Below are 17,786 nucleotides of genomic sequence, written 5' to 3' on the forward strand. Positions count from 1 at the left end.
ACCGTCCGCCCCTGCCCCTGGTGGCAGGGGCAGGCACAAGGCGGTCAGGCCGTCGTCGAACGCTGCCTGAGGCGGCGCCACGCGCCGGGCGCCAGCACCACGGCAATGCCGACGGCGGCACCGATGACGGTTTCGATGATGCGGTCGCGCAGCAAGAGGGTTGGCGACGCCGGGACCACCAGCAGCGTTGACACCAGCGCCAGGGGCGTAACGAAAACCTGGGCCAGCAGGTACTGGCGGAGGATGAACATTTCGGCGCCGAACTGGCACAGCGCCATGACGAGCACGGTCTGCCAGGGTTGCAGGCCGAGCAGCAGGACGGCGGCCAGCACCGCGAGGCCCAGGACGGTGCCGATGATCCTTTGGATGCCCCGGCGGACCCGGTGCCGCGTGGAGTGGCCCACCAGGGGCACCACCGCCGCCACCATGGCCCAATAGTTGTGGCCGAATCCCAGGCGGCTGCCGGCCCATGTGGCCAGTGACCCGGCAAGTCCGGCGGCCACCAGGTAACCGAAGCCTTCAAGCCGGGCCGCACGCTTCTCTGCGGGGGTACGGCGGATCGGGGCCGGCCGGGTCCAGGGGGTCCGGTGGCTGGGAAGGATCCGGGCCGAGAAGCCGATGAGCAGGGCGAACACGGTGGTGAGGACGGCCACCAGCATCCCCTGCCACAGCGGCGGCTGGTTGGGAATGGAAGCGATGGCGGCAAAGGCGAAAATGTGGAAGAGGGACCCGGCGGGGCGAAGCCGCAACCAGGAGATAGCCACCGAGCAGGCCCCGGCAACCAGGGTGGTGGCCAGGACCAGCAGCCAGGTGGTGGTGGCGCGTTCAAGACCCCAGGCGGATTCCATTCGTGCGGCGAGCGCCGCCAGGAAGATCACCAGCAACATCAGCAGTCCGGCCCGCAACTGCAGCACGAACCGGACCGCGTGCGGCTCGCCGCGGCCGTAGATGCCCGTGAACGCCCCGAAGGACGCGAAGATTGCCAGGTCCAGCCGGCCCAGGAGCACCAAGGTAATCAGCGGCACGAACACACCGACAGCGCACCTCAAGGCAGGATGGTGGTCCTTGTTGCCGGGACCAATGCTGAACATCTCGGCAAACAACTTCACGTGGGCAGCGCCTTCCTTGGGGGTGGATTCTGACGGGCGGCCGCGCTGACGTTCCTGATAAATCCTACGGTGCGGGACCCGGAAGGCCCCTGGCACGTTCCCATGAATGGAATCAGGAGGCAACGCGGCGGAAACAGCACCCGGTGATGCTTGAGTCATGAAGCGCCCTCCGCACAACACGCCCGCGGCCGACCTGAGCTGCGAGGTCTGCGGCCGGATGCCCGAGCCGCCCAAGGCGCGGCTCACCGTTGCCAACGTGGCCGTAATGCTGCCCATCGAGCTGCTGGTCCACGCCCTGGTGGTGGAGACCCGCCTTCCCTACGTGGCCAAGGTCCTGGTGCTGACCCTGACGGCCACAGTCCTGGTGATTTGGGTGGCCGAACCGTCGGCGGCGAGGATCCTGCGCAGCTGGCTCCATGCGCCGGCACTGCGGCACCGCCGCCAGCTGGCGGCGGCCCCGTCGCTGTGGCGGGCACGGACACTGCTGGCGGACCAGCCCGGTTCGCTGCAAAGGATGACCCGGGCACTGGCCCGGCTGGATGCCAACATCCTGGGCCTGCACGTGCACCCCGCCCCGGCCGGCGTCCTGGACGAGTTCGTCCTCGCGGTCCCGGGCGAGGTGGGCGAGCGCGAGCTGCTGGCAGCCCTGCACGACGGCGGCGGCAGCCGTCCGCACGTATGGCCCACCACGTCCCTGGCCATGGCGGACGGGCAGACGAAGGCGCTCAGCCTCGCGGCGCGGATCGCTGCCGCGCCGGACGAACTCCCCCTGGCGGTGGCCGAGCTGCTGCATGCGCAGATCGTGCCGCCACAGGACGCCGGGTCACCGGCCGACGACGGGACGCGCCTGAAGATCCCCACGGCCTGGCAGGGGCCCATCACCTTTTCCCGGCCGGGTGAGCCGTTCACTCCGGCCGAATCCGCACGGGCCCACCGCCTCGCCGAGCTGGCCGAAACCCTGTCCCACCGCCCCGCGGGTTCCTCCTCCTAGCCGTCGAGACCGTGCGGGCACCAGTCACAATCCGTTCGGAGGAGCCGCGGAACGCTGTCGGGCAAAAAACCCTTGACAGTGGCGGGAGTCACTTCTAACTTTGTTTTGGGATCCCAAATTGGGATCCCAAAATCGAATCCTCCCCATTCGTGAACTTCCCCGTGAAGGAGAAGCTGTGTCCGTCCCAAACACTGAAACAACGGCGCCATCCGCCGAATCCGCATCCCAAACCACCCAGCCCCGAAAGGACGGACTGCAACGGCGCAGCTCCGTCCGGTGGCGGCTCTTCCTGCTGCTCCTGGTCCTCGTGTCCGTCAACTACATCGACCGCGGCTCCATCTCCGTGGCCTTGCCCATCATCCAAAAGGAATTCAACCTCGCCCCCGAACTGGTGGGCCTGCTGCTGTCCGCCTTCTTCTGGACCTACGCCCTGATGCAGGTTCCCGTGGGCTGGCTGATCGACAAGTTCGGCCCGCGCAAGGTCATGACCGCCTCCTGCATCGGCTGGGGCGCGGCCACAGCAGCGTCCGGCATGGCCGGCGGTTTCCTGAGCATGTTCATCGCCCGGCTTGGAATCGGCGTGACCGAGGCCGGCGTCATGCCCGCCGGGGGCAAGCTCAACGCCATCTGGATGCACCGGTCCGAACGCGGCCGCGGCGCCACCATCCTGGACGCCGGAGCACCCCTGGGTGCCGGGCTTGGCGGCATCATCATTGCCGGCCTCATTGCCACCACCGGCAGCTGGCGCTGGTCCTTCGTGATCGCCGGCGCCGCCACCGTCCTCATGGGACTCGCCGTCTGGTGGTACGTCCGGGACAACCCCCGGGAACACCGTGCCGTCAACGAAGCCGAAGCATCCTACATCGAAGCCTCGCACGCCGCCGAGGACGCCGAAGCCACCCTGGACGGCAGCACGGGCAAACGCGGCCTCCTCCCCTACCTGAAGTTCCGCTCCTTCTGGGCCATGTGCCTGGGCTGGCTCGGATTCAACGGAGTCTTCTACGGCCTGCTGACCTGGGGGCCGCTGTACCTGGCCCAAGCCAAGGGCTTCGATCTGAAGACCATCGGCTGGTCCACCCTGGTGATCTTCGGCGCCGGGTTCGTCGGAGAAATCATCGGCGGCACCATCGCCGACAAATGGCGGGCCTCCGGCGCCTCCGCAAACCTGGTCATGCGCACCCTCCTGGGCATCTCCAGCGCCATCGTCGTAGCGGGTCTGGTAGGCGTCACCGTGGTCCCCGACGCCACCACCGCCGTCGTGCTGCTCTCCGTGGTCCTGTTCTTCCTGCGCTGGGTGGGCCTGTTCTGGAGCATTCCGTCCATCCTCGGCGGACGCACCAACGCCGGGGTCCTGGGCGGCGCCATGAACCTCAGTGGCAACATCTCCGGCTTCGTGACCCCCATCGTCGTCGGCCTGATCGTCGGGGCCACCGGCTCCTACACCTGGGCGCTGCTGTACTTTGTCGGTTCCGCGGTGATCATGGGCGCATCGGTCCTCACCCTGAACTACAACAAGCGGCTTCCTGTCTAAGCTGGCCCTCGCAGGGAAACTTGCAAACCACGCCCCCGCAGCCGGGAGCAGTGCCATACAAGAATCGAAAATGGAGCACCATGCTGACCGCAGAAGAGACCCAGGACAAGGACCGCCCCCTCCGCGAGACTGTCCGGGACACCCTCCGCACCCGCATTTTCGAAGGGCACTACGCTCCCGGCACGCGGCTGGTGGAACGCGACCTCGCCGCCGAATTCTCCGTGTCCCGCCTGCCGGTCCGCGAAGCCCTCCGCATGCTCCGGCAGGAAGGCCTCATCAGCGACCGCGGGGCCCGCGGGGCGGAAGTCAGCAGCCTCAGCCCCAAGGATGTTGAGGACCTCTTCGATGTCCGCCAGTCCCTCGAGGTGCTGGCCTGCCGGCTCGCCGCGCGCCGCGCCACCGCTGAAGACCTGGCCTACCTTAAGGGGCTGCTGGACAACGCAGAGGCTTTCCTTGCCAAAGGCGCGGTGATGGAAGCGCACCGCTCCAACAGCGAGTTCCACGACGCCATCACCGGGATTGCGGACAACAACTTCCTCAAATCGGCCCTGGAACCCCTGCAGGGCCGGATGCACTGGCTGTTCCGGCACGTCAGCGACCTGCCCGAACTGATCCGCGAACACCGGGAGCTCTACGCCGCCATTGCCAGCGGCGACCCCGACCGGGCGGCCGCCCAATCCGCCTCCCACATCGGAAAGTACAGGGAACAGTTCCCCGAGGACTTCCAGAAAACCGAACCAGAATTCCACCGGAAGAGAAAATGAAACTCCTGGTCATCAACCCCAACATCAGCGCCGACGTCACGGCCCTGATCGAATCCGAGGCGCACCGCTCCGCAGCCCCTGGCACCGAACTGCTGGTGCTGACCGCCGGCCACGGCGTCGAATACATCGAAACCCGGTTCGAAGCCCTCATCGCCGCCGGGGCCGTCGCCGAAATCGTCGCCGAGCACACCCGCCCCGGCGCGGACCCGGTTGACGCCATCGTGGTGGCAGCCTTCGGCGACCCCGGCATGCCCGCCTTGAAGGAATTGGCGGACGTCCCGGTCATCGGCATCACCGAGGCCGCACTCTGCGCGGCGGCGCTGCAGGGCCACCGCTTCTCCATCATCGCCATCTCGGACCGGATCAAGCCCTGGTACCGCGAGTGCGTGGAACGCTTCGGGCTCGCCGGCCGGCTGGCCTCCATCCGTTCCATCAACGACTCCCTCACCAGCATCGGCTCGGTCCAGCAGGACTTCAAGGAAACCCTGCTGGCACTTAGCCGGCAGGCCGTGGCGGAGGACGGCGCCGACGTCGTCATCCTCGCCGGCGCCCCGCTGGCAGGACTCGCCCGCGACCTCAAGGGGCAGATCCCCGTGCCGGTGGTTGACGGCATCTCCGCCGGGATCCGCATGGCCGAGGCGGTGGCCGGGCTGCAGTCCGGACCGCACCGCGCCGGCGCGTTCGCCCCTCCCCCGGCGAAAGACCGAAAAGGCCTCTCCGGCAGCCTGGACGCAGCCCTTGCAGCCCGCCAGGAGCACGCCGGCGCGCCCCAGCCTGCCGCCTAAAGCCAGACACCATACCCACAAGGAGGACACCGATGTCCCACCAGCCAGAACTCGTCATTGCCAACGCCACAATCGTCAACAGCCATGGCCGCCAGGCCGCCCACATCGTGGTGCAGGAGGGCCGCATCGCCGCCCTCATCGACGTTGACCAGCCGGTCCCCGCCGCCGGCCGCACCATCGACGCCGCCGGCAAACTTGTCATCCCCGGCGGCGTTGACGGACACTGCCACGTCGCCCAGGTCACCGGACGCTTCCGTACCCTTGACGACTTCCGGACCACGTCCACCGCGGCACTGTGGGGCGGTACCACCACCATCATCGACTTCGGCATCCCCCGGGACGCCCAGGAGACCCCGCTCGCCGCCGCCCTGCACAAGAAGGAACTCGCCACCGAATCCCGGTGCGACGTCGCCCTCCACGGCGCGGTGGTCGCCTGGGACGAAACCATCCCCTGGCAGCTGGAGCAGCTTGCCGCCGAGGGCGTCCGCTCCGTGAAGATGTACACCACCAACCGCGGCACCACCATGGCTGACGGGGACACCATCCTGAAGGTCATGCGGGAGCTGGTCCGGCTGGACGGCCTGGCCTACATCCACGCCGAACACGATCCCATCATCGCCGACTGCACCGAACAGCACGCCCAGGACGGCCGGATTGGGATCGAACACCTGCACCGGACACGGCCTGAACTGGCGGAGGAGATCTCGGTGAAGGAAACCCTGGCCATGGCCGAATACACCGGCGCACCCGTGTACTTTGTCCATCAATCCACGCCCGGGGCCGTGGACCTGGTGAGCGAAGCCCGCTCCCGGGGACTGGAGACGTTCTCCGAGACCTGCCCGCACTACGTCACCTTGGACGACACTGTCTACGCGTCCGCCTTCCCGGAATGGTTCGCCTGCTGCCCGCCCATGCGCAGCCCGGAAACCGTGGCCGCGCTCAAGGAGCGGCTGGCGTCCGGGGCCATCCACACCATGTCCTCCGACCACTCCTGCTACGACCTGTCCCAGAAGCGCGAGCGCACCGATGACGTGCGCGCCATGCCGCACGGGCTGCCCGGCGTGGAGACCCGGATGCCGGTGACGTTCACCGCGATGACCTCCGCCGGTGCCTCCGTGGAGCAGTTCGTCGAGGCCTTCGCGGCCGGCCCCGCCCGCATCAACGCGCTCCCCGGCAAAGGCCGCATCGCCGAGGGATTCGACGCCGACCTGGTGGTTTTCGACCCCGCCGAGGAACGGACGGTGGATGGCGCGGCCCTGCACATGGGGACGGATTTCTCGCCCTTCGACGGGAAGGCACTCACCGGCTGGCCCGCCGTCGTGGTTTCCAACGGCCGGGTGGTGCTGGACGCGGACGGTTTCCACGATCCCGGCCCCGCAGGCCGGTTCATCACCCGCAACGGCTTCCGCGAGCACCAGTCCCTTTCCGCCGGCGCGGCACACGCCGCCGCCCTCTAGGAGTTCCCATGCCTGCATCCACACGTCCCCGCCGGATCGGCATGATCGTGCCGTCCTCCAACACCTGCCTGGAGCCGCAGACCTACCGGATCCTCGGTGGCCGCAGCGACGTCACGGTCCACTTCACCCGCATTCCCGTCACCCGGATCGCCCTGGACGACTCCGCCAACCGCCAGTTCGACCCCGCCGTCATGCGGGAGGCCGCACGGCTGCTGGCGACGGCGGACGTGGACGTCATCGCCTGGAACGGCACCTCGGGGTCGTGGCTGGGTTCGGCGCACGACCGGGAGCTGGCGGCGGAAATTACCGGCGCCACGGGCGTCCCGGCCACCACCTCCACGCTGGCCTACCTTGAGGCGTTCCGGGCCTTCGGCACTGAACGGATCGGCCTGTTCACGCCGTATACAGGCGATGTGAACCACCAGGTCATCGCCTCCTACGAGCGCGAAGGCATTAAGACCGTGGACCACCGGGCGCTCGGGCTCAGCGACAACGAGTCGTTCGCCAGGGTCACGGACGCGGAGATGCTGCCGGGATCGCGGGAACTCGCCGCCGCCGCGCCCGACGCCCTGGTGTACCTGTGCACCAACCTCTACGGCGCCAACATCACCGCCGAGATCGAGGAGAGCACCGGCGTCCCGGTCCTTGACTCCGTGGCGGTCACCCTCTGGCACGCCCTGAAACTGGCGGGTGCTCCGCTGCTGGACCCGCGCTGGGGCAGGCTCCTGGCCTAGCCGGCCTGCCCCGCCGGGCGCTTACATCCGCAGGGTCAGGGCTCCGGGCTCGATGCTCATCATCACGTGCTTGCCCTCACCCTCGTGGTCCCCGTCCAGTTGGTAGTCGTCCTTGTGCTCCAGGGTGATCTCAACCGTCTTGCCCTGGAAATACTCCACCGCCGTATCCCGGTTCCGGCCCTTGCCGATGATGCCGGCCAGCACGGACAGCCAGCCGAGCTTGCCGTGGTGGGGTGCCAGGACCGCGATGTCCAGCAGGCCGTCGTCGATCTTGGCGTCGGGGAAGATCTCCACGCCGCCCTGGACCTTGCCGCAGTTGCCCACCATCACGCTGCGCACGCCGCGGTGCATCACGGTCTTGCCGTCAATCGCCAGGGTGGCCTTCACGGGCTTTCCGGGCAGGTTCCGGATGCCGGCGTCCACGTAGGCCAGCCACCCCACCTTGTCCTTGAGGTCCTCGTTGGTGTCGCCCATGATGGTGGCGTCGTAGCCCAGGCCCGCCATGACCAGGAAGAGCTGGTCCTGGTCCGGATCGCTCCGCTTGGCGCGGACCACGTCGATCTTCCGTTCGGCGCCGGTCAGGGCGCCGGCCATGGCGCCGTCGTAATCGGTCACGTCCATGCCCAGGTTGCGTGCCAGCAGGTTCCCGGTCCCCAGGGGGAGCAGGCCCATGGGCGTATCACCGCCGGCCAGGACCTCGGCGACGCAGCGCACGGTACCGTCGCCGCCGGCCGCGATGACGAGGTCCGCCCCTTGAGCCAGGGCTTCCTTTGCCTGCCCGACGCCGGGGTCCTCCTTGGTGGTCTCCAGCCAGATGGGCTCGCCCCAGCCGTTCTCGACACAGTGCTTGGCCACCAGGCCGCGCACGTCGAAGTCCACCGGCTTGGCAGGATTGACAATGATGGCGGCACGTTTGGGCGAAGTGGAGCTGGTGTCAGTCATGGCGTCCTCTGGTGGGGTGGAAAGCAAGCAGGCTGTTGAGAGAAGAGTAACCCGAAGCGGCTGCAGTTCCGCGCCTACAGTGCTTTGACGGCGCCCAGCACCTGGGCCAGGGACTCCTTGGCGTCGCCGAACAGCAGGGACGTCTGCGGCTCGAACAGGAGTTCATTCTCGATGCCGGCGAACCCCGGGCGCATGGAACGCTTCAGGAACACCACCTGCCGCGCTTCCGCCACCTCCAGGATGGGCATCCCGTAGATCGGCGACCCGGAGGATGTCTTGGCCGCCGGGTTGACCACGTCATTGGCACCCACCACCAGGGCGACGTCGGTGGTCTTGAACTCCGGGTTGATCTCGCCCATTTCCTTGAGCGATTCGTAGGGAACGTTGGCTTCCGCCAGCAGCACGTTCATGTGGCCGGGCATGCGGCCGGCCACCGGGTGGATGGCGAAGTCCACCTGGATGCCCCGGGCTTCCAGGGCCAGCGCCAGTTCGGCAGCGGTGTGCTGCCCCTGCGCCACGGCCAGGCCGTAGCCGGGAACAATGATCACGCGCTGGGCGTACCCCAGCAGGACCGCCACGTCCTCCGGCGACGAGGACCGGACCGGACGCTCGCTCACTGCCGTGGATCCCGCCGTCGACCCTCCGCGGAAGGCGCCAAACAGGATGCCCGCGACGCTCCGGCCCATGGCCGCCGCCATGGCGCGGGTGAGGATGGTGCCCGAGGCGCCCACCAGCGTGCCGGCCACCACCAGCAGGACGTTGCCGAGCACCACGCCGGACGCCGCGACGGCCAGGCCGGTGAAGGCGTTGAGCAGCGAGATGACGATGGGCACGTCCGCGCCGCCCACGGGCAGGACCAGCAGGACGCCGGCGGCCAGGCCCAGGACCAGCAGCAGGACCGCAAGGGGCAGCGACCCGGAAACGACGACGGCGATGCCGGAGGCCACCGCCGCCAGCAGCACCACCGACATCACCACGGGCAGCCCGTAGAACACCACGGGCCGGGTGGTCATCAGCTCCTGCAGCTTGGCGAACGTGATGCCCGAGCCGGCGAACGAAACGGCCCCCACCAGGAGCGTGAAAACGATGGCCACGCGGACCCACGGTTCCCCCGCATGGCCCAGCTCGAGGAGGGCCACCAGCGCGGCAGCGCCGCCCCCCACCCCGTTGAACAGGGCCACCAGCTGCGGCATCTGCGTCATCCTGACCCGCCGCGCCACGGGAGCGGCGACGGCGGAGCCCACCACGATCGCGCCCAGGATCCACGGGATGTTCTCGAGCCGGGCGGACAGGAAGACGGTCACGACGGCGATCACGGCACCCAGGGCGCCCACCAGGTTTCCGCGGCGGGCGGTGCGCGGCGAACTCAGTCCGCGCAGCGCCAGGATGAAGAAGACCGCTGCGGCCAGGTACAGCAGGGCGGTCCAGACGGGATCGAGGATGCTCATTTGCTGCCACCCTTGGCTTGCCCGGCATCCTTTTTCGCATGGAACATGTGCAGCATCCGGTCCGTCACCACGAACCCGCCCACCAGGTTCGCGGTGGCGAGGACCACCGCGAGCAGTGCCACCGCCAGGACCCACGGGTCCGCCGCCTGGCCGGCCACGATGATGGCACCCACCAGGATGATCCCGTGGATGGCATTCGCGCCGGACATCAGCGGCGTGTGCAGGGTGCTGGAGACCTTGGACACCACCTCGAAGCCGACGAACACTGCCAGAACGGTAATGGTCAGCAGGGCTGTCCCGTCCATCAGAGTGCTCCGTCCTGCCGGGCCGTGGCGGCTGCGCCGGTCCGGGCGGCCAGCAATGCGGCGGTGGGCTGGTGCCGCACCACGCCGCCGTGGGTCAGGCAGGCTCCGGCCACCACTTCGTCGTCGAAATCCAGGGCCAGCGCGCCGTCCCGCACCATCAGGGCCAGCAGGTTGGCCACGTTCTTGGCGTACAGGTGGGAGGCGTCGGACGCCATCGCGGAGGCCGGGTCCTTCAGGCCCACCAGGGTAATCTGCCCGGACCCGTCCGCGGTGGGGATGGGGATGTCCTGGCCGGGCACGGATCCCTCCACGTTTCCGCCGGACTCCGCCGCGAGGTCGACGACGACCGATCCGGGGCGCATGCCCTGCACCATCTCGCGGGTCACCAGGAGGGGCGCGGGACGGCCCGGGACGGCCGCCGTCGTGATCAAAACGTCCGATTGGGCGACGTGCGGGGCCAGCAGCTGGCGCTGCCTGGTGCCGGCATCGGAGCTCAGCTGCCGCGCGTAGCCGCCGGCCGCTTCCGCGGTTTCAAGGTCCAGCCGGATGAAGGTGCCCCCCATGGAAGCCACCTCGTCAGCAGAGGCGGGCCGGATGTCGTTGGCGAACACCCGCGCCCCCAGCCGCTTTGCCGTCCCGATGGCCTGCAGTCCCGCCACGCCCGCGCCGAGGACCAGGACGCGGGCCGGCGGGATGGTCCCGGCGGCGGTCATGTACAGCGGGAAGAACCGTGGCAGCCGGATGGCCGCTTCGAGCACGCAGCGGTAGCCGGCCACCAGCGCCTGCGAGGTCAGCGCATCCATGGACTGGGCCCGGGAAATGCGGGGCACCAGCTCCAAGGCGAAGGAGGTGACGCCGTTGTCCGCGAGCGCCTGCACCGTGGGCAGTTCGGACGACGGCGACCCGAGCCCCACAGCCACCGCTTCCCGTTTCAAGGCGGCAGCCGTGTCCGGGTCCAGCGGTCGGACGTGGGCCAGGATGTCGAGGGCGCCGTGGTCCAGTTCCGCGACGATCTCCGCGCCCGCCTGCCGGTAGTCGTGGTCGGAGTGGCCCGCGGCTGTCCCGGCCCCGGTTTCGAGCAGGACGTCCAGGCCCATTCCGGTCAACTGCCTGACGGTGTCGGGGGTGGCGGCCACGCGCCGCTCGCCCTCCCGGCGTTCCCGCGGAATGCCCAGTTTCACCCGCTGCCTCCTCTTCCTGAAGGGCGTGGCAGCGGCTCTGCTGCACGCAGTTGGCTTGAGTCTAGAGCCCTGCGCGCCGCGGCGGGAGTAGGGTGGCCGGCTTGGATGGCAAACAGTTACCTCGCGGCAGCGCCCGCCGACCCGCCGTAATCCAGGGCGATCCGCCGCGCGGCTTCCAGCAGCTCGGGGAGGACTGTCGTTTCGATGTCCTGGGCTGCGGCTCGGTGCGTCTGCATTCACCCCGCTGCGTGAACTCGGCAACCCGGTCGGGTAGACCCCGGACTGCCCGGACCCGCAGCGAAAAGCGAGGCCGATGACGGGACGCAGCTCCCGCCGTCGGCCTTACCTTTGCGGGCCGGACCCCCTACTGGCCGGCAGCACCGGTGGGCGCGGCGGTTGGCGCGGCAGCACCGTTGTTGCCGTTGCGGCGGCCCTGGCCGGGCGTTTGGGTGCCGGGGGTGTCGCCGGCACCGGCCCCGGCACGGCCGTTGGTTCCCTGGAAGTTGCCCACGTTGGTCCGGCCGGCCCGGGCGCCGAGGTCAAGCTGCTTCTGCACCATCGAGCCGCCGAAGAATCCGGCCACCACCAGCAGTACGCAGACCAGGACTTTCGTGGTGCGGCCGGGCGTGTACCGCTTCCTGGGAATGAAGGGTTCGTCGTCGGCGGGGACTTCCGCCGGCTGGTCCCGGAACGGCCCGTGGTCCTCGCCGGGGGCGGTCAGGGGAACGGGCAGCGCTTCGGTGGCTGCGTCGGTGTCCGGGGTGTATGGGCTGGAGCTGTTCACGGGTTTCCTATTCATAGCGGAGGGCATCGATGGGCCGCAGCTTCGCGGCCTTGTTGGCGGGGTAGACCCCAAAAACCAGTCCAATGACGGCTGACACCGCCAGGGACAGCCAGACTGTCCAGGCCTGCACCTCGGGCTGGACGCCGAGCACGGGGAACGCGCTGCCCGCGAAGCCGACGGCGATCCCGGCCACCCCGCCGATGACCGAAATCACCAGGGATTCGATCAGGAACTGCGTCACGATACTGCCCCGGGACGCGCCGATGGCCTTCCTGATGCCGATCTCCCGGGTCCGTTCCGTCACGGTGACCAGCATGATGTTCATGACGCCGATGCCGCCGACCAGGAGGCTGATGGCAGCCACCGCGCCCAGCAGGATGGTCAGTGTTTGGGTGGTGTTGGTGGCGGTGGTGAGGATCTGCGCCTGGTTGCGGACCTGGTAGTCGCGGTTGGTGGAGTCGACGTGGTGGCGGGCGTCCAGGATCATCTGGATCTCGTTTTGGGCCTGGTTCATGACGTCCGCGGAGGCCGCCTGTACCGTGATGGACGCGAGGGTGGGCGCATAGCCGGTGAACTTGTTCTGCGCGGCGGAGAACGGCACCACCACGATGTCGTCGGGATCGTTCAGGCCGGTGGACCCCTTGACCGCGAGCACGCCGGACACCGTGAAATTTTGGCCGTTCAGCTGGATGGTCTGGCCCACCGCGGAAGCTGTGGTGGCGCCGAAGAGATCACTGGCCACCGTGTTTCCGATGACGGCCACCGGGTTGCCTGCCTGCTGGTCGGCTTCGGTGAAAGACGCCCCTGACGCCATGGCGCTGTTGGTGATATCGAAGTACGAGGACGTGGTCCCGAGGAAGCTGGCAACGGAGTGGGTGGCGCTGGTGTACGTTGCCGTGACGCCCTGCGCCTGGACGATCGGCGCCGTGCGGGCCACATCGGGGGCCAGGACTGCATCCGTGAGGGCGTGCTCGTCCTCGAGGGTGAGGTTGGTGCTGCGTGTACGGCTTGCCCCGGCCTGGCCGCCGGTACTGCGGCCGCCCACGCTGGTGGACCGGCTGACGGTGAGGACGTTGGTGCCCAGTTTGCCGATCTGGGCTTTGATGTTGTTGCTGGTCCCCGCACCGACCGCGAGCAGGATGATGACGGCGGCGATGCCGATCAGGATCCCCAGCGTGGTGAGGACGGAGCGCATTTTGTTGGCGGCCACCCCGGAGAGGGCGAAGCGCGCCGATTCGAGGAGGTTCACGGCGCCACCGCGAAGGTTCCTGCGGGTACCGGCTGCTGCCGGACATCGGAGACGATCCGGCCGTCCTGCATCCGCACCACCCTGCCGGCCCGCTCGGCGACATCCATTTCGTGCGTGATCATCACGATGGTCCGCCCGCTGGCGTGCAGGTTCCCGAAAAGGTCCAGGATCTCGGCCGAGGACCGCGAGTCCAGCGCCCCCGTGGGCTCATCGGCCAGCAGGAGGACGGGGTTGGTCACCAAGGCCCTCGCAATGGCCACGCGCTGCTGCTGGCCGCCGGAGAGCTGCGACGGCTTGTGGCCGGCGCGGCTGGACAACCCCACGGTATCGAGCATGGCCAGTGCGCGGCTGCGCCGCTCGTGGCGTCCCACCTTGGCGTAGGCGAGCGGCATGGCCACGTTGTCCACCGCCCGGGTCCTGGAGATCAGGTTGAAGTTCTGGAACACGAAGCCGATCTTGCGGTTGCGGATCTGGGCCTGCTGGTACTCGTCCAGTTCCCGGGTATTGATGCCGTCCAGGTGGTAGCTTCCGGTGCTGGGCGCGTCGAGGCAGCCGATGATGTTCATCATCGTGGACTTCCCGGAACCCGAGGCTCCGATGATGGCCACGAAGTCGCCCCGCTCGATCGCGATGTCCACGGCGTCCAGCGCGCGCACCTCTGCCTCACCCTTGCCGTAGACCTTGCTGACGCCGGACAGTTCGATGACGGCTGCCACGGTCACTGGCCGCCGTTCCGGGTGCCGCCGCCGCGGGTGCCCGCGCCGCCCAGGCCGCCGGCGCCGAATCCGCCTCCGGTGGAGGTGCTGCCGCTGTCAAGCGTGCCGGAAATAGCCGGAAGCTCCACCTGGTCCCCGTCGGCCAGACCGGTCAGGACCTGGGTGCGCCCGTTGGCGCTGATCCCGGTGGTGACCGTCACCGGCGTCGGGGTGCCGTTCTTGAGGACGTTGACCGTTTGCCGGTTCCCCGTGGTGGTGATGGCGAGGCTGGGCACCACCAGGGCGTCGTCGGCCGTGGCGGTGGTGACCGAAATGTTGGCGCTCTGGCCCAGGCGCAGTCCGGCAGGCGGGTTGGCGATGGAGACCGTCACCGGATAGGTGACCACGCCGTTGGTGGTGCTTGAGGTCTGGGCTATGGAAACCACCTTGCCGGTGACGGGTGGGGCGGCAGGATCCTGGGCCAGGGCGGGGAAGGTGAACTGGGCCGTCTGGTCCGGCTTCATGCTGGTGACATCGGACTCGGAGAACCCGGCCACCACCTGCAGGTGGCCGGTGTCGCTGATGGTGACCAGGCCACTGCCGGAGCTTGACCCGGCGGAGGACGCTGCCCCGGAGGACGCGGACGTGGCCGCTCCGGTGCCCCCGCTGGCGGCGGACCCTGACGACGCTGCCGGGGACCCCGAGGAGGATCCCGTCAGCGCACCGGCCGTTGCGGTGACCGACGTGACGGTTCCGGTCACCGGCGAGGTCAGGTTGCACGCGGCGAGGTTCGCTTTGTCCGTCTCGACGGCGAGCTGGGCACTGGTGACATTGGTCCCCCCTGCCGAGGCCGCCGCGTTTTGGGCATTGCCCAGGGCAGTGGTGGCGGAGGCAACCTGCTGCTTGTCCTTGAGCTGTGTGGAGGCGGCTTGGTTCTGCGCCTGGGTCAGCGCGGCCTGGTCCTTGGCCAGCTGGTTCTGGGCCGCCGCCACAGGGTCCGTCCAGTTGGCAGGCTTCGGGGTGGGGGCGGGCACTGCCTGGGAGGCGGTCACGGCAGCGTTGTCGGCATCCACGGCTTTCTGGGCCGCGGCCACCGCAGCGGACTGCTGGGAGGAGTCCAGGCCGGCGGACTGCTGGGCGTTCACCAGGCTCTGGTTCGCCGATGCCACCTGCCCGGCGGCGGATACCTGCTGCTGGTTGGCCTGTGCCGTCACCGAATCCAGCTGGGCTTGGGCCGCGTTCAGGGCGTTCTGGGCGTTGGTGGGATCAATGGACACGAGCAACTGCCCGGCAGTCACCTGCTGGCCCAATGTCGCTGCCACCGATTGGATCACGCCGCTGCAGTTCTGGGCGCTGACCACCGTGGTGGTTTGCGGGGCGACATTGCCCGAGGCTGTGGCCACCGAAGAAATGGCCGCCTTGCCCACCGTTACCGTGCGCGCGGCCGCCGACGGGGTGGTGGAGCCAGCCGCCGTGGCCGTGAGGTAGGTGCCTGCGCCGAGGGCGAGAATGACGGCGCCCAGGCCCAGGTTGATAACAAGGGATTTTGAGGTCATGGCTGGACCTTAAAAGGGGCACCTGAAGAAATGCCGTGAAAATGGTGGGAGCGGGGCGCCGGGGACCTTTTGTGTCGTCCCGCTCCGGGAGCGGCTGTGTGAGAATAGGCGGGATTTACACATCACACATTTTGGGGGACCCATGTCAGAGCGCGCAGATTTCGATTCCACACCGTCCGGCCGGGAGGGTGGACATGGAGCTCGCCTACCGCAGTACGGCCAGACATCTTCCGACGCGTGGGTACCTCCTGCGGAGCATTTTCAGCCCCCGCTCCCGCAACCGGCCGCACGGGAAGATGTGGTGCGCGGGGCTGTCCATGCCCTTGCGGCCGTACCCGTTGGCGTAGTGGCGTGGCTGGTGCTGTGGAACATGGGCTGGGTGGCCTCCATCGTCGCGCTCATCGCCGCTTCCCTGGCTGCCCGGTTGTACGTCCTCGGAACAGGAGGACTGATCAGCCGGCGGGGCGCCTGGGTTGTTGCGGTCGTGACCGTTGGGACCGTGCTGCTGGCGTTTTGGGGCGGCATGCTGGTAGACGCGGCGAAGTTCCTTGGCGGCGGCTCTCCGCTGACAATGCTGGCGGATGCCGAAACCTGGGACCTCCTGTTCTTCAACCTGGCCACCAACCGCGAACTCGTTGACGGGTACGGCGGCGATTTCCTGATGGCCCTGCTGTTCAGCGGGCTGGGCTGCTTCTTCACACTCCGCCGGCTGTTCGCACAGACCCGGACCAGCTAATTCCCTCTTAACCGCGGGCGGTGAGATCGGCGGAAATGAGTTCCGCCGACGCCACGATTTCGCGTGCCACGGAAGCCAGGTAGGCGTCCCGGTCCGGTTTGGCGTCCACCGACTGGGCCTGCAGGGACACGTTGACCGCCGCGACCACCTTGGAACCGTCATAGACGGGGGCAGCCACGGACATCAGGCCCAGCTCAAGCTCCTGGTCCAGCAGGCACCAGCCTTGGGCCCGGACGGTCTCCAGCACGGCCAGCAATTCCGGGACGCTGCCCAGAGCGCGGGGGGTGAGCGGCTTGACGTCGGCCGCCGCCAGGTAGGCCTTGAGGTCCGACGCCGGCAGGTGCGCCAGCAGGACGCGGCCCATCGACGTGGCGTACGCCGGGAAGCGGGTGCCCACCGTGATGCCGATGGTCATGATGCGGCGGGTGGTCACCCGGGCGATGTAGGCAATGTCCGTACCGTCCAGCACCGCGGCGGAGGTGGACTCGCCCAGCTTCAGGGAGAGCTCCTCGAGGTGCGGCTGGGCCAGCTGCGGCAGTGACAGCCCGGAAAGGTACGCGTATCCCAGCTGGAGCACCTTGGCCGTCAGCGCGAACGTCTTCCCGTCGGTCCGCACGTAGCCCAGTTCCACCAGGGTGTGCAGGAACCTGCGAGCGGTGGCCCGGGTCAGGCCGGTGCGGGACGCGACCTCGGTGAGCGTCATGACGGGACGCTCGGCGTCGAAGGCGCGGATCACGGCCAGGCCGCGGGCCAGCGACTGGACGTACTGGTCGCTGGCCTGCGGTGTGGCCTGGGTGTCTGTGCGGACGGCGTCGGTCATGGTTCCCAATCCTAGGGCTGTCCTCAGGCAGCCGCGGCCTTGAGGGGGACGGGGACGAGTTCCTGGAGTTCTTCGAGGGTGCAGCCGAAGGTTTCGCGGACGGTGACGCCCTCGGGGCCGGTGAGGAAGACGCCCTTGTCGGTGTAGACGCGGGTGACGCAGCCGACGCCGGTGACCGGGTAGGTGCAGGCCTCGACGATTTTGGAGGCGCCATCGCGGGTGAGGAGGGTCATCATGACGAAGACGTCCTTCGCGCCGGTGGCCAGGTCCATGGCGCCGCCGACGGCGGGGATTGCCCCGGGCGCCCCGGTGTGCCAGTTGGCGAGGTCACCGGTGGCCGAGACCTGGAAGGCGCCCAGGACGCAGATGTCCAGGTGCCCGCCGCGCATGATCGCGAAGGAATCGGCGTGGTGGAAGTACGAGGCGCCGGGCAGTTCGGTGACCGGGATCTTGCCCGCGTTGATGAGGTCCTCGTCAATCTCCCCGCCCGTGGCTTCGGGTCCCATGCCGAGCATGCCGTTCTCGGTGTGGAGGGTGATGTTCTGTTCCTCGGTGAGGTAGTTGGACACCAGGGTGGGCTGGCCGATCCCGAGGTTCACGAACGAGCCCGGGGCGATGTCCCGTGCCACGAGCCGGGCCAGGTCATCACGGCCCAGGGGCGTCTCGGACGTCTTGATGCTGGTTTCGGTGAGGCTCATC

18 protein-coding genes are annotated in these 17,786 nt (G+C 68.6%); 7 read left to right on the plus strand and 11 right to left on the minus strand.

Going from position 1 to position 17,786, the window contains the following annotated elements:
- Positions 1–44: 44 nt before the first annotated feature.
- Positions 45–1,109, minus strand: coding sequence for an FUSC family protein (locus DFO47_RS16610; RefSeq protein ID WP_133832365.1), 1,065 nt, complete (start codon positions 1,107–1,109; stop codon positions 45–47).
- Positions 1,110–1,266: 157 nt separating this feature from the next.
- On the opposite strand from DFO47_RS16610, the gene DFO47_RS16615 reads away from it, so the two are divergent.
- The 6 genes from DFO47_RS16615 (at position 1,267) to DFO47_RS16640 (ending at position 7,371) form a co-directional block, all read left to right on the plus strand.
- Positions 1,267–2,100 (plus strand): amino acid-binding protein, encoded by an 834-nt coding sequence (locus tag DFO47_RS16615; protein WP_133832366.1) that lies wholly within the window; start codon positions 1,267–1,269, stop codon positions 2,098–2,100.
- A gap of 175 nt (positions 2,101–2,275) precedes the next feature.
- Positions 2,276–3,631, plus strand: coding sequence for an MFS transporter (locus DFO47_RS16620; RefSeq protein WP_018762922.1), 1,356 nt, complete (start codon positions 2,276–2,278; stop codon positions 3,629–3,631).
- A gap of 80 nt (positions 3,632–3,711) precedes the next feature.
- Positions 3,712–4,395, plus strand: a complete 684-nt coding sequence (locus DFO47_RS16625; RefSeq protein WP_109044792.1) for a GntR family transcriptional regulator — start codon at positions 3,712–3,714, stop codon at positions 4,393–4,395.
- On the plus strand, positions 4,392–5,180 hold the full coding sequence (locus DFO47_RS16630; protein WP_133832367.1) for an aspartate/glutamate racemase family protein: 789 nt from the start codon (positions 4,392–4,394) through the stop codon (positions 5,178–5,180). Before DFO47_RS16625 ends, DFO47_RS16630 begins: the two co-directional genes overlap by 4 nt.
- A gap of 32 nt (positions 5,181–5,212) precedes the next feature.
- The gene (locus tag DFO47_RS16635; RefSeq protein ID WP_133832368.1) at positions 5,213–6,637 is read left to right on the plus strand and encodes an amidohydrolase family protein; all 1,425 of its coding nucleotides are present in this window, start codon (positions 5,213–5,215) and stop codon (positions 6,635–6,637) included.
- A gap of 8 nt (positions 6,638–6,645) precedes the next feature.
- Positions 6,646–7,371 (plus strand): aspartate/glutamate racemase family protein, encoded by a 726-nt coding sequence (locus DFO47_RS16640; protein WP_133832369.1) that lies wholly within the window; start codon positions 6,646–6,648, stop codon positions 7,369–7,371.
- A 21-nt stretch (positions 7,372–7,392) separates the two neighbouring features.
- Here the strand turns inward: DFO47_RS16640 and DFO47_RS16645 are convergent, their stop codons facing one another.
- The 8 genes from DFO47_RS16645 to DFO47_RS16685 form a co-directional block, all read right to left on the minus strand.
- Positions 7,393–8,313 (minus strand): diacylglycerol kinase family protein, encoded by a 921-nt coding sequence (locus DFO47_RS16645; RefSeq protein ID WP_133832370.1) that lies wholly within the window; start codon positions 8,311–8,313, stop codon positions 7,393–7,395.
- Positions 8,314–8,387: 74 nt separating this feature from the next.
- Positions 8,388–9,761 carry an NAD(P)(+) transhydrogenase (Re/Si-specific) subunit beta gene (locus DFO47_RS16650; protein WP_133832371.1) on the minus strand — a complete coding sequence of 458 codons (1,374 nt, stop codon included), beginning with the start codon at positions 9,759–9,761 and terminating at the stop codon, positions 8,388–8,390.
- Entirely contained in the window at positions 9,758–10,066 is a 309-nt protein-coding gene (locus DFO47_RS16655; RefSeq protein ID WP_018762915.1) for an NAD(P) transhydrogenase subunit alpha, read from the minus strand. Before DFO47_RS16655 ends, DFO47_RS16650 begins: the two co-directional genes overlap by 4 nt.
- Entirely contained in the window at positions 10,066–11,247 is a 1,182-nt protein-coding gene (locus DFO47_RS16660; RefSeq protein WP_133832372.1) for a Re/Si-specific NAD(P)(+) transhydrogenase subunit alpha, read from the minus strand. Before DFO47_RS16660 ends, DFO47_RS16655 begins: the two co-directional genes overlap by 1 nt.
- A gap of 364 nt (positions 11,248–11,611) precedes the next feature.
- Positions 11,612–12,031: a hypothetical protein gene (locus tag DFO47_RS16670; RefSeq protein WP_018762912.1), complete on the minus strand. Its 420-nt coding sequence runs from the start codon at positions 12,029–12,031 to the stop codon at positions 11,612–11,614.
- Positions 12,032–12,038: 7 nt separating this feature from the next.
- Entirely contained in the window at positions 12,039–13,280 is a 1,242-nt protein-coding gene (locus DFO47_RS16675; RefSeq protein WP_109044799.1) for an ABC transporter permease, read from the minus strand.
- On the minus strand, positions 13,277–14,002 hold the full coding sequence (locus DFO47_RS16680) for an ABC transporter ATP-binding protein (protein ID WP_018762910.1): 726 nt from the start codon (positions 14,000–14,002) through the stop codon (positions 13,277–13,279). Before DFO47_RS16680 ends, DFO47_RS16675 begins: the two co-directional genes overlap by 4 nt.
- Positions 13,999–15,531, minus strand: coding sequence for an HlyD family efflux transporter periplasmic adaptor subunit (locus tag DFO47_RS16685; RefSeq protein ID WP_109044800.1), 1,533 nt, complete (start codon positions 15,529–15,531; stop codon positions 13,999–14,001). Before DFO47_RS16685 ends, DFO47_RS16680 begins: the two co-directional genes overlap by 4 nt.
- 301 nt (positions 15,532–15,832) lie before the next feature.
- On the opposite strand from DFO47_RS16685, the gene DFO47_RS16690 reads away from it, so the two are divergent.
- Entirely contained in the window at positions 15,833–16,267 is a 435-nt protein-coding gene (locus DFO47_RS16690; RefSeq protein WP_109044801.1) for a hypothetical protein, read from the plus strand.
- Between the two features lie 7 nt (positions 16,268–16,274).
- Here DFO47_RS16690 and DFO47_RS16695 read toward each other — a convergent pair whose 3' ends face one another.
- Together DFO47_RS16695 and DFO47_RS16700 are read right to left on the minus strand one after the other, a co-directional pair.
- Complete coding sequence (locus DFO47_RS16695) at positions 16,275–17,087, minus strand: IclR family transcriptional regulator C-terminal domain-containing protein (RefSeq protein ID WP_133832373.1); 813 nt, start codon at positions 17,085–17,087, stop codon at positions 16,275–16,277.
- 23 nt (positions 17,088–17,110) lie between these two features.
- The gene (locus DFO47_RS16700) at positions 17,111–17,785 is read right to left on the minus strand and encodes a 3-oxoacid CoA-transferase subunit B (RefSeq protein ID WP_133832374.1); all 675 of its coding nucleotides are present in this window, start codon (positions 17,783–17,785) and stop codon (positions 17,111–17,113) included.
- Position 17,786 lies beyond the last annotated feature (1 nt).

The sequence above is a fragment of the Arthrobacter sp. AG258 genome, assembly GCF_004364695.1.
Classification (GTDB): domain Bacteria; phylum Actinomycetota; class Actinomycetes; order Actinomycetales; family Micrococcaceae; genus Arthrobacter.